Source organism: Kribbella deserti, assembly GCF_042434725.1.
Classification (GTDB): domain Bacteria; phylum Actinomycetota; class Actinomycetes; order Propionibacteriales; family Kribbellaceae; genus Kribbella; species Kribbella deserti.
In genome coordinates this window covers 21,776-33,623 of sequence record NZ_JBHLTC010000021.1, presented here as the reverse complement: position 1 = coordinate 33,623, position 11,848 = coordinate 21,776, and the positions used below count along the sequence as shown (strand labels likewise).

The window sequence follows — 11,848 nt, the reverse complement described above, 5'->3', positions numbered from 1 at the left end:
ACCACCAACACCACAACCAACAAACCCACAACCAACCGCGACAACACCGACCCAACACCGAACCGCGCGCCGGCCTCTCGACCACGCCACCCCATCCTTCGGGCAGGACTGTGGAGCAAACCAGACATAGCCATCAAACTCTTCTGCAAAGTTGTGCGCACGGTTGTACTTCCTGTCGTTGCTGTTCGGATTCCCACCACACAGGCGCGACTGCACGGCCATACCGACACAGCCCGCGCCCGACGCCGCACCATTGCATGTCACTCTGATCCCGCACTGACCCAGAGTGGCGCCAACGATTCAGCGCTGGCTCAGCTTGAGCCGGGACTGTAATTTCCCGGTGTAACTCCTGAGGACTCGGAGACACCTGTGACTGCGGCTCAATGTGATGAAAGTTGACGCGATGGCTGGTTCGGCTGATGTTGTTGGCGCGGCGGGTCTGACGGTGATGAGCAGATCCAGCAGTTGGCTGATCGGTCTCGCGCCGAGGGGCTGCAGCTGACCGGTTAGGCGGTCCGCTGGGCCGGCTGACCAAACTGGTCGCCGAGGCGGCGCTGGCGGGCGCGATGGATGATCATCTCGGCTATTCCAGGCATGATCCGGCCGGCCGCGACGTGAGAACTCCCGCAACGGCACGCAGGCCAAGACGGTGCTGACCGAGGCCGGATCGGTCCAGATCGCCCGTGCCGCGGGATCGTGAGTCGAGTTTCGAGCCGATGATCATCAAGAAGCGGCAGCGTCGGCTGACCGGGATTGATGGTCTGGTGATCTCGTTGTCTACCAAGGGATTGACCCATGGTGAGATCTGCACGCATCTGGGCGGGATCTACAGTGCCGAGGCGCCCAAGCAGACGATCTCCACGATCACCGACCGGTTCGGCAACCTGGCCAAGACCCAGACCTCCCCAGTAGGCGGGTATACGTACTCGGTGCGGCAGGCCAGCGCCTACCGGACCTATTATCCGGGTCTTCGACCTATACGACCGCAGTCAATCCGGTACGATTGACCCTGTTACCAGCCGGTACTTGTCGCTTGACTCGATCAAACCATCAACGCCGACACCGGCGCGTTGACAGTGACGGGCCGCGTGTATCCGGTGCCGCGACGGGCACGGTTGTATGCCTACAGCGCCTTGGCACCGACCCGGATGTATGGACCAATTTCGCTACAGGCAAAATCTCCGGAAACACTGTGACCGTCAACGCCATCCGTCCCGGATCTGCCGGGTCGTGACGCCCTCGTCCTACACCTACGGCACCTCGACAACGAAAACCTCCGTCCACCACGTCTGGCGCCACGCGCAACCGAAGGGCCTGACCTTCAGCAACACCGTACTGGGGCCGGGGAGCATCAGGCTCGCTCACCAACTCTCAGCACTCCGGCCAGTCTGCCCTGCGCATCACACTTCTGGGCAACCCCGGCGCACATGCCATACCGTGCTTCGACATCGCGGGCGGTGTCGAGGCCCGACAGCAGCCCGGCAACTGGTCCGCCATCGCACCCACCGAAGCGCCAGCCGCGGTCAACTTGGAGACAAGCCTCATCAGCGGCGACATCAAGACCCTGCCGCGGGACACGAGCGAAATCACCTACGAGTGTCGGCTTGAAGAATGCAGGGCGCTTGAGCGCTCTGTCCCGGACACAGGACTGTGCCGGCATCGAAGATTTCGACCTCAGCATCCGAATGCAGCTGCGCTGGGTGAACTTACAGATATCAACCCTGCCCCTCGGTTGCCGCGCTCGAGGAACACTGGGCTAGGTCCCGCAGATCGGGCGCTGGTGAGGCCACCTGCGTGAACTAATGGTCGGAAGCCGCAGAACAGTCGCTGGTGATGGATGCCGGCCGGCCCTGCTTCGCTCCTTTGGTGAGCACCTCACTTCTCGGCGAAGTCGCGCATGCTCAGGTTTCTGGTTGCGCAGGTGCAGGCCCGCGGGCCGAGCCCTGGACGTCGTCGGGCAGCTCAAGGTAGCGGTGCAGATCGGTCACCACCATGTCGACGAAATTGCACCAACCCGGTCAGCTGCTCTGCTCCTCGATGCCCGGTCGATCAGCCGAGCCTGTTCTCCCGGACGTGCTTCCCACGCGGACGCGTACGTCGTGCGTAGGTGATCCACCAAGTCACACAAGCCATTCAAGGTACCGGGTTCGTCGGTGTTCGGCGCCTTCCTCGTCGAGGAGTTGGCGCTGCGAGAGCTCCGACTCGGCCAGCTGGCCGACGCCGCTCATCGGGCTTTCACCATCGCGGTCCCGGTTACCAAAGGCCTGACTAGCGACGGCATACCGCGCCAGCTGTCATACCGGACTTGATCGACGTTGAAATACCGACGAAGCAGGCTTTCGGTGTCACGATCACACCGACATCCCTGGGCGAGAACAGCCCAGGCATTGGATAGTCTGTCCTGGCGCCGTGCAAGCCGTCCATCGCTCGCCCGCACATGCTCCAAGAACAGTAGGCGTCCGCCCGGCTTCAAGATCCTCACGACCTCGGCCAGAACCGGCTCGACCAGCGGCACGGTGCACAGGACAAGCGTGGACACGACGGTATCCACCGTGCCCGACTCCACCGGAAGCGCATCGCCTGGAGCCTGTACGACTGCTGTCCGGGCGAGGCTGCCGGCACGCGTGGACAATAGGTCATACGTCGCTCCCACCGGCTCGGTGAGGATCAGCTGCTCCACTTCGTCTGAATAGTAGGGAAGATTCAAGCCAGTGCCAGCTCCGATCTCCAAGACATGTCCCCGAGCTTGGCCGATCAGCAACTGACGGCGCATGCGCATACCGCGGCGCTCGCCAAGCCACAGGAACGGGTCGTAGATCGCTGCAAAGAGGCGCTCAGTTGCGTTGTTCGACATACGTGCGCTCATGGCCGGGGACGCTCCGGCGAGTTAGCCCCCGAGGCCGACGAGACCATCACGATCAGCTCCGCGCCGCTCCTCGCGCTATCAGTCGCCATAGCCGCGACCATCTTGCGAAACTTCGACATCCAACTCCCTCTTCGAAACAGCCTGCGCCTGTCGTACAGCTTGCCAGCGACGATGGTCCCGAATGAGCATCGCAGGATCGCTGCAAGGGAGCCTGAAGGCCCGCTGAAGCAGCTCGGGATCGAATGCTGAGAAACCTTCGTCCCCGCCACGGCGATCAGTGTGGATTCAGAAGCGTTCCAGGATCGACTGTCAGGCTGCTTCGGATATGCCCATATCTTGTTCCGGTTCGATCTGCCACATGAGCTGCCGAGAGAACCCGTCGACGGAGGGAAGACATTGAGCGCGATCGAGATCAACGAGCAGTTCAAGGGAACACTCACAGACCGGATGGGTATCGAAATTCTCGAGACGACCGCGCAGCGGCTGGTCGCCACCATGCCGGTGAAGGGCAACGAGCAACCCTTCGGCCTATTGCATGGCGGCGCGTCCTGCGTGCTGGCCGAGACCCTCGCTTCCATCGGTTCGGCACTGCACGGCGCCCCGATGGGCAAGGTCGCCGTCGGCGTCGACATCAACGCGACCCACCACCGCGCCACCCGCGACGGAGCCGTCACCGCCGTCGCGACCGCGATCTACCTCGGCCGGACGACCACGACGTACGACGTGGTCATCACCGACGACCGGGACAAGCGGATCTGCACCGCCCGCATCACCTGCCAGCTGATCTCAGTCCCGCCGAGCTAGAGCAAGTCGATCGCGGTTTGCAAGGTGTCGCTGCCCTGGGACCACTCTGTGGTCCCAGGGCGCCGAGGTTAACCGGTGGTCCAGCTGATCTCGGTCCGATCCGCATTGCCAAGGTAGAAGCCGAAGACCACTTTGCCGACCTTCTGTCCCGCGGGCGCGAGGTAGACGCTGCACTGCGTGAAAGTTGCCCCCTGCGGGAGCTGCTCGGGGGGAATCCCACCACACGGCTTGAACTCGCCGAAAAGACTGAGTTTGCCGAGGTCTTCGCCGGCCGGATTCTGCGCCTTGATCAGTCCGAAGATGCCGGTGGGCTCCATCGACTTAGGTCCCACGTTGCGGAACTTCACCGTGACGTAGAACGGCACGGCCATCTTGGCGTGCGCATCGAGCTTGAAGTTCTTCAGATCGCCGATCGACCCCTTCTTCACTGAAAGCACGGTGGTCGCCAGCTTGGTGGACTGCTTGCTCTGAGGCTTGGTTTCAAACAGAACCGTCGCGGTCCGCCCCACCGGCAGCGTCGTCCCGCTCTCAGTGATCGACGAATTGCCGTCGGATGTCGGAGACGGCGGGCTTGCCGGTGCGCTGGAGACCGTGATAGTCGGTTCCGGCGCTTTCGCACTTTCCAATGCCTCCGCCGACTCTGGCCGGTCCACGCTTCCGCACCCGGCAATCAGCAGCGCCGTACCGCAGAACAGCGTGGCGATCTTTCTGTGATTCATTACCTCGACTCCATCTTCGCAATCTGATTCCGGCTCGCGCCGTTTCGCGGCCAGCCACCGGGCGCTCCCGGTTGCCCCGGCCCGGTGACCCCACCGCGCAGATCTCATCAGATGCTCCTCATGGCCGCCGCCCTCAGCGAGGCCATGACATGACGCGAGCGAACGCAACAGATCGCCCTCCATACAGCTGTGACACCACCCGCGGCAGATACCGCCCAGACCTAGCCGGACAACTATCCCGTTTGATGCTGAAGCCGCGCTGAAGCTTCAGGAGTCGCCGTCACCACACGCATTGGCCCTGGAGTTCCACAGCCTCGCCAGCTCGGCATTCTCCTTCACCTGAGCGTTCGCCTTCTGTACTTGGGTTCGCATCTCGCGGATACGGGTCTCACGCGCCCTCAACGCCTTGTCCCGGGAGCCCAAGGTCCGCTCCAGACCGAGTACGTGACCCCTCAGCTCCACGACCTCCCGCCGGGCCCGCTCGGCCTCCGCCAGCGCGGTCCGTACGTCGGGGGTCTGCGATGCGTCGGCGGAAATCCCCAGCGCAACAGCCAGGGCCGCAGCGAGCTCCTTGCCACGGGCAACCTGTGCGGCCGAGGTGGACCAGGTATCTGGCCCCGTCGCGGGCTCCGGCGCCTCGACAACGGACATCGCAAGCCAGACGGAGACCCAAGTCGTCGCCGACGATCCAGGGCGGCCACGGGTGCCGCCGGTGCCCCCCGATCAGGCGATCGTGGAACCGCTGCCATGCCGCGGCCAGAAGATCCGCCTTGCTCTCCTTGGCCGCGGTCACCCAGGGCGAGACACCCAAGGCGAAGCTTTCTCCGTCGACGATCACGTCGTCCCAGCGAGGCAGCACCTGGGAGGCGACCTGCGAACGGGTCCAATCGCCGAGCCGCCCGGCTAGGTCCCGGAAGCCCGGAACATCCTCGGCTGCGGCCAGACGAAATAGCAGAGTCTCCGCTGTGACACCACCAGGCACGGAACCAGGAACGGCCGCGACCTCGAACTTCAACTCTGCCGTGGCCACCTCGCCCGTAGCACCAGCGGTGACTTCCACAGACCAGCCGTTGCCGGCAGGATCTGCAGTCAATACTGACGGATGCCCCGGAGTCTGAGAGTAGATAGCGCGGCCCGAATGGCCGGTCCGGCGATCCATGCCGTCGAGGTCGCGCCGAGCAGCCCAGCACGCGCTGCGGCTCCGGCGCCTTCGGCAGGCGGTGCAAGCAGCGGTAGTGCGACCGCGCCGGCCTCCATGGCCTCCACAGCGAGCCGCGCGGGCAATTGCCCCGGCCGCGCGGCTGCGGCGACATTCGTGGCCAGCAAGGTGAATGGACTCTCGTCGACAAAAGTGGCCGCGTAGGTCCTGCCGATGGGTAGGCCGACCGATGACAGCTCCGCCACGAACTTATCGATGGAATAAGGCCGGGAGGGGTCGTGGTGCAGCGAACGCCACTCGTCGTCGCCGTGCGGCCGTCGGCGGCCCGACGGCCCAGCAGCCTCGTCAGGGAAAACTCGTTCTCCTGTCCGAGCACCACGACTGCCTCGGGAGTAACCACCGCGGCCAGAGCGTCCAGCCGCTGACGCCAGTTCAGGCCGTCACTGTCGTAGCCGAGCACCCGGTCCAGACCGTTGGCAGCGACCACAACGTCGAACGCAAGTGCGTCGATGGAGGTCAGGCTGTGCATCGCTCCCACGACGATCCGCAGCTTCTCGCGGAACTGGTCAGCGACCTCGCTGGCGTCCGAGACCGACGGGACTAGCATCGTGGTCTGCGCGGTTTTCGCGACGACCGCCCCGACCAAGTCCACGCCGTGCGGACCGACGATCAGCGTGCGCGCGCAGGTGGGAAGCACATCGTCCAGCAGCGCCTGCAACACCAGTTCACGGACGGCCGCTCGCTTTCCGGCGTGATCGCTCCGCGGCGGCGTCTGGCCGCGGAGCGTATTCGCGGCCAGCTGATTGTCAGACACATTCACTCCCATCGAATATGCACAGTTTCCTCGGCCGGCATCATCCACGGGACGCCCGAGTTCAGATCAGTGGTCGCCGCGGCTTCCAGGGTCCTCGCCAAGCAGCTCGATGGATGCGCCAACGTTGTTGAGGGGCGCAACGACACAGTCGCGCGGTCAGCAACACATCCCCCCCCCGTTACCTTTTTCGTGGCTCCTGATCAAGGAGACCTGGTCGCCAGGCCCGGCATGACTTATGCCCCCAGTCGAGGTTCATGATCCGGGGGGGGTGGTGTCACCGGGTTTGGCGGCATCGAGGGACCGCTGATAGGGACACGGCCGCCCGCCGAGGGTAGGTCTCGTCGTAACGTGGCTGTCGGCCGTCGATGCCTGACTGGTTGACCAGGAAGCGACGAGATGAAAGCTGCCTGAGTGAACGAGTACGGCGTGTTCCTTGGTCTGGACGTCGGCAAGAGCGACCATCACGCGGTCGGGCTGGACCCGACCGGCCGGCGGCTGCCCGACGCGCCGTTGCCGAACAGCGAACCAAAACTTCGGGCGATGTTCGACAAACTCGCCGCCGACGGGCCAGTGCTGGTCGTCGTCGATCAGCCGACCACGATCGGCGCGCTGCCGGTCACGGTCGCCCGGGCCTGCGGCCACGACGTCGCCTATCTGCCCGGTCTGGCGATGCGCCGGATCGCCGACCTGTATCCCGGCAACGCCAAAACCGACGCCCGGGACGCGTTCATCATCGCTGACGCTGCCCGCACCCTGCGGCACGCACTCCGGCGGCTCGATGTCGCAGACGAAACCCTGGCCGAGCTCGACGTGCTAGTCGGCTACGACGACGACCTCGCCGCCGAAGCCACCCGGGTCAGCAACCGCATCCGTGGCCTGCTCACCGGCATCCACCCCGCCCTTGAGCGAGTCCTCGGCCCCAAGGTCAGTCACCCTGCAGTACTGGAGATCCTGTCCCAGTGCGGCGGACCCGCCGGGATCCGCGCCGCCGGACGCCGCAAACTCACCACGATCGCCACCAAGCACGCACCCCGCATGGGCACCAAGCTCGTCACCAACATCCTCAAAGCACTCGACGAACAGACCGTCCTCGTGCCCGGCACCAACGCCGCCGACACCGTCCTGCCCAGGCTGGCCGAGACCCTGAAGACCGTGCTGGCGCAGCGGAAAACCGTCGCCGCCGAGGTCGAGGAGATCCTTGATGCGCACCCTCTTGCCCAGGTCCTGACCTCGATGCCCGGCATCGGCGTCAGGACCGCAGCCCGCATCCTCCTCGAAATCGGCGACGCCTCCGCCTTCAAGACCGCCGGCCATCTGGCCGCCTACGCCGGCATCGCACCGGTCACCCACCACTCCGGCAGCAGCATCCGCGGCGAACACCCCGCCCGCAGCGGCAACCGCAAACTCAAACGCGCCTTCTTCCTCGCCGCCTTCGCAGCCCTGTCCGACCCCACCAGCCGCGCCTACTACGACCGCAAACGAGCCGAAGGCAAGAAACACAACGCCGCCCTCATCTGCCTCGCCCGACGCCGCTGCGACGTCCTGTTCGCCATGCTCCGCAACAAGACCCCCTACCTAACACCCGGGCTCCGCGCGGCTTGACAACCCCATAGGGACACCCCCCGCACAGTTCTGAGGTCCACCGCGATGGCCACCGCCCCAGATCTGTCCCGGCAACTATCGCGCCTGAGGCTGGAGCCGCGCTGAGGCTTCGTGGTTCACCGTCACCGGATAGGGCCGGCACGCGAGAGGTCCGCCTAATCGCGCTCCAGCCGCCGCCAACATCAGAGGCATACCAGTGCGACGTCAGTTCGCAATCAAGGCACTACTTGATACTGATCCGCGATGGCCAAGGATCAGCGTAGGCAACTATTGATGACGAGGGACGAAGTAATGCGAATTCGTGGGGTGTTGGCCGCGATGGTCGGAGCAGCTGTGATCGGTACGGTGCTGATGGTGCCGTCGGCGCAGGGTGCTGGGTCGGTGCGGTCGTCGGTGAGCCTCTCCGCGCCGGCGTCAGGGACCTACGGCACGGCGGCCAGCCTGACCGGGACCGTTTGGCGGACGGGCACTGCGGCGAAGTTGCCGGGGGCAACTGTCTATTTGCAGCGGTCGCTGCGAGGGCAGAACAAGTTCGCCAACCTGACCAGTACGCGGACCGGCAGTACCGGCACGTTCGCGTTCTCCACGACGTTGGCTGGGTTCGACTATCGGGTCTACTACCCGGGGTCGGCGACGTATATGGCGGCCTACAGTCCCGTGCGTCAACCCGCCACGAACAGGTACGTCGCTTTGGACACGATGGCGACTACTGATGCAGAGTCCGGAAAGCTGCGTGCGGAGGGTCGCATCATTCCGGCGCCGCCGAATGGCACCCCCGTGTACCTTCAGCGATTTTCCACCGATGCCGGCGTGTGGGTGAACGTGGCATCCGCCGGGACGGCTGGGACGAACGTCGCGATCAACGCGACTCGGCCGGGCTCGGCAGTACAGTATCGGCTTACGATCGGGAGCCTGTTCCCCTACGGTCCCGGCGCGTCAACCGCGAAGCGGTTCACTCACCTCGTCTGGCGCGGAGCGTTCACGTCATATCCGCTCCGCAACACCGGCGCCACCGCCATCACGGCCGACAGGTCGCCGACCAGCACCAATGAAATCCGAGTCTTCTCGGGTGGTGGGCGCATCACCCAACGTCTGTCCGCGGAAGCCTGCGTCGAAGCCCACCTGGTCACCAAGACTATTAAATCGGCGAAAGCAATTACCCAGACCCTGGCAGCGGCGACCCAGGCAGAGACTGTTTCCGTGGGCGAAGGCGCGGAAGGGGTGCTCAAGCTGTCGTTGAGCGGAAGCGGCATCGTCGACCTGATCACCACCACAACAGACCCAGACCGTACCGCCTTCACACTGCAGCACACCTTGATGCTGCGCTGCGCGAACTGATGCCCTTAGCCCAAGCGCCCCGGCTCGACCACCGAGGTCGGGCAGGTAGCGCTGGCAGGGCATGACAGGCGAGCGTTATCTGGTGACGCTGGCCGACCTGATGGTCGGCCAGCGTCTTCGCGCGCCGGACTGAGCGACCTCGCCCGTCACCACGCCCGCGACCACATCGTCTGGCACCTGCTGCTCAAGCTGGCAGGACCGACTGGCGCGGCCACGCTCAGGCCGCTCTGTTGGGATTCTCAATGACAGGGCATTCTCTCGGTGATGCGCTGTGCGGCAAATGCGATTACTTTGGCTCTTCATTGTCGGATCATCCTGGTTTCAGCCCCACGGCCTAGCTTCGAATCAGCAAGGGCGACGGTAGATCATGGATCGCCACCCTGCTCACCGCTGGACTGCCCGGCGATGCACTTACTGAGTGAGGGTTGATCGAATGAGGAACTGGATAAATTCAGGTGGGTTTCGATTTGCTGCTGCGACAATCCTGGCGTCATTGTTCGCGGTGAGTGCCACGACATCGGCTGAGGCGCGCATGAACCAGTCACAGGTTACCGACGAAAGGTCGGCGAGCTGTTACCTCAGGCAGTTGGAACACGACGCCATCTGGGCCCAGGCCTGGCAGAAATGGAACGCCCGACCACCGTCCCAGACCCATAATCGAAGGTCGGACTACCTAACCGCCGCCCAGAACAGCCGCCTGGATCAATTGTGGATCGGCTGGAGTAAGAATTGCAATGATTTCGGGTGGATCTCACAGAGATCACAGTGGTCGCCGGACGCGACGGAATGGGCGCACAGCGCGAACGAGAATTGGTCGAGATTAAAGGGTGACTTCACCGGCGATGGCAAGACTGACATTATCTCGCTCGGCGAGTTCGACCTCGATCCGAATACACCCGGCAACCAGTGGGGCTTGAGGGCTCATGTAGCCTACCCGACCTTGGGAATTGCCGGACAGGCCGGACAGTTTGCAAGCAAAAGCATCGATAGCACGATCGGCTCCTTCCTGCTGAAAGAGGCCATGCGTGCAGATGTCGACGAGATCGCCGGCGACTTCAACGGTGACGGGCGTACCGACTTCTTGTTCACCTCGCAGGGCGTAGAGACGGTCTCGATGCTACTGAGCAACACGGCAGGCGGCTATACGTTCAATTCGACCAGGCTGGCCGGCATCGGTGACTGGCTGCAGTATCGCGGCAAGGTGGTCGCTGGTGACTTCAACGGCGACGGGAATGCTGACTTGGCACTGTTTTCCAGAACACCCAAACCGTCCTTCATTGTCGCGCAGTCCAATGGCAACGGCACTTTCCGAACATTGCTCCGCAGCTCTGGCACCCGGTTCTCGATCTGGGCGGCTGATCCCGAGGTACAGATCCTGGTGGGCAACTTCGATAACAGCACCGGCGATAGGGATGACCTACTGCTTTGGGGAAAGAACTGCTACGAAGCGCCCACCAGCACTGGTGGTACGGAGTGCCGAGCGGTCATGCCGCTGATGACCTCGGGCCTGCATTCGATGGGAGGCATCGACAAGCCTCAGAAGCCTGGCTATCTAGTGCCCTATTCCCCTAACGGTCCGGACGGCGCTGCGCCCAGGATGGGGCAGGCCAAGCCAGTTGTCGGCGACTTCAACCAGGACGGAAATGATGACCTGCTGAACTTCCAACGCTGGCCGCTTGGCTACGAGGAGGAGGCCGGCGATTTGGAGAAGTTCGCTTTCGTCTCTTTCGCCGGTGTTTCGACCATGAAATACGAGCACAATACGGCAATCGACCAACATCTCGTGAAGAGGGTGCTTTCACCGGGTGCAATGCCGGTCAGCGGTGACTTCAACGCCGATGGCTATGACGATGTGGCGGTCGTGGGCAGCTTCGACAAGGTGACCATGCCATTGCTCCGGATGGGCAGCACAACCAGCTTCTTCGAGAAACTGATCAGCAGCGGCACGAGTGATCCGTGCGGTTGCACCTCGCCCAGCACCGGCACTAACGGCTGACCCGAGGGGGTGGCGTCCAGAAGCGGACGCCACCCTCATCGACTGCTCGCGACCGATGGTCACGAGATGCCGGTCCACCGCGTGAGGACAGAAGTAGCCGGCCACGGTGTTCGTCGTGGCGTATCGCCAGTACCCCGACCCGCGGAATCTGTGTGTTGCGCGTCCCGAGTCGCGCTGGTTTAGCGTGTCGGCCGCTGGGTCCTAGTGGCGGTGATGATCCCGCGGGCGGTGTCACTGAAGGGTCGGCAGCGGCGTGTTTTCACGCCGGCGATGGCGATGGCGATCCGTCGAATGAGCCGTCGCCTTTGGACGATCCTCATACTCATCGCGGTGATGTCTGCATGCGACGGGCTATGGCCTGGCCGTGGACGCGATGCCCGGTCGAAGTACTGGCGCCGTTGGCGGCCTCACGAACCGCAGGATCTGGGCGGTCTTCTCGCGTGCAATGACCTGTATGGCACGATTGTCCTGCAACGTGGGGGTCTTGCCTTCCCGGACAGCGTGTTGGTGGAGTAGACCCACACCGCCCACCACAACCCGGGATGACCGG

The 11,848-nt window shown here is 63.9% G+C and carries 10 protein-coding genes; 6 read left to right on the top strand and 4 right to left on the bottom strand.

The genetic code is table 11. From position 1 onward, the window contains the following. Together ACFFGN_RS18520 and ACFFGN_RS18515 are read left to right on the top strand one after the other, a co-directional pair. Positions 1–333: hypothetical protein (locus ACFFGN_RS18520; protein WP_380049167.1), on the top strand; the 333-nt coding region annotated here is incomplete at its 5' end. Positions 334–683: 350 nt separating this feature from the next. Beyond that, entirely contained in the window at positions 684–1,007 is a 324-nt protein-coding gene (locus ACFFGN_RS18515) for a transposase (protein WP_446685206.1), read from the top strand. Positions 1,008–2,224: 1,217 nt separating this feature from the next. On the opposite strand, the gene ACFFGN_RS18510 is transcribed toward ACFFGN_RS18515, so the two are convergent. Further along, positions 2,225–2,866 carry a class I SAM-dependent methyltransferase gene (locus ACFFGN_RS18510; protein ID WP_380049163.1) on the bottom strand — a complete coding sequence of 214 codons (642 nt, stop codon included), beginning with the start codon at positions 2,864–2,866 and terminating at the stop codon, positions 2,225–2,227. 396 nt (positions 2,867–3,262) lie between these two features. On the opposite strand from ACFFGN_RS18510, the gene ACFFGN_RS18505 reads away from it, so the two are divergent. Continuing rightward, positions 3,263–3,670, top strand: a complete 408-nt coding sequence (locus ACFFGN_RS18505; RefSeq protein ID WP_380049161.1) for a hotdog fold thioesterase — start codon at positions 3,263–3,265, stop codon at positions 3,668–3,670. 68 nt (positions 3,671–3,738) lie between these two features. On the opposite strand, the gene ACFFGN_RS18500 is transcribed toward ACFFGN_RS18505, so the two are convergent. From ACFFGN_RS18500 to ACFFGN_RS18490, 3 genes are all read right to left on the bottom strand, one after another. Continuing rightward, positions 3,739–4,389, bottom strand: a complete 651-nt coding sequence (locus ACFFGN_RS18500; RefSeq protein ID WP_380049159.1) for a hypothetical protein — start codon at positions 4,387–4,389, stop codon at positions 3,739–3,741. A gap of 267 nt (positions 4,390–4,656) precedes the next feature. Continuing rightward, positions 4,657–5,040: a hypothetical protein gene (locus tag ACFFGN_RS18495; protein WP_380049157.1), complete on the bottom strand. Its 384-nt coding sequence runs from the start codon at positions 5,038–5,040 to the stop codon at positions 4,657–4,659. Between the two features lie 438 nt (positions 5,041–5,478). After that, positions 5,479–5,793 (bottom strand): hypothetical protein, encoded by a 315-nt coding sequence (locus ACFFGN_RS18490; RefSeq protein ID WP_380049155.1) that lies wholly within the window; start codon positions 5,791–5,793, stop codon positions 5,479–5,481. A gap of 980 nt (positions 5,794–6,773) precedes the next feature. On the opposite strand from ACFFGN_RS18490, the gene ACFFGN_RS18485 reads away from it, so the two are divergent. The 3 genes from ACFFGN_RS18485 to ACFFGN_RS18475 all read left to right on the top strand — a co-directional run bounded on the left by ACFFGN_RS18485 (position 6,774) and on the right by ACFFGN_RS18475 (position 11,298). Then, a complete protein-coding gene (locus tag ACFFGN_RS18485) occupies positions 6,774–7,964 on the top strand; it encodes an IS110 family RNA-guided transposase (protein ID WP_380049153.1) in 1,191 nt (396 codons plus the stop codon). Between the two features lie 273 nt (positions 7,965–8,237). Next, a complete protein-coding gene (locus ACFFGN_RS18480; RefSeq protein ID WP_380049151.1) occupies positions 8,238–9,302 on the top strand; it encodes a hypothetical protein in 1,065 nt (354 codons plus the stop codon). A 433-nt stretch (positions 9,303–9,735) separates the two neighbouring features. Then, positions 9,736–11,298 carry an FG-GAP repeat domain-containing protein gene (locus ACFFGN_RS18475; protein WP_380049149.1) on the top strand — a complete coding sequence of 521 codons (1,563 nt, stop codon included), beginning with the start codon at positions 9,736–9,738 and terminating at the stop codon, positions 11,296–11,298. Positions 11,299–11,848 lie beyond the last annotated feature (550 nt).

What these genes read in the sequence shown, in the direction of transcription:
- ACFFGN_RS18500 (WP_380049159.1), bottom strand. Translation starts at nt 4,389, where the DNA reads ATGAATCACAGAAAGATCGCCACGCTGTTCTGCGGTACGGCGCTGCTG.
- ACFFGN_RS18510 (WP_380049163.1), bottom strand. Translation starts at nt 2,866, where the DNA reads ATGAGCGCACGTATGTCGAACAACGCAACTGAGCGCCTCTTTGCAGCG.
- ACFFGN_RS18475 (WP_380049149.1), top strand. Translation starts at nt 9,736, where the DNA reads ATGAGGAACTGGATAAATTCAGGTGGGTTTCGATTTGCTGCTGCGACA.
- ACFFGN_RS18495 (WP_380049157.1), bottom strand. Translation starts at nt 5,040, where the DNA reads ATGTCCGTTGTCGAGGCGCCGGAGCCCGCGACGGGGCCAGATACCTGG.
- ACFFGN_RS18480 (WP_380049151.1), top strand. Translation starts at nt 8,238, where the DNA reads ATGACGAGGGACGAAGTAATGCGAATTCGTGGGGTGTTGGCCGCGATG.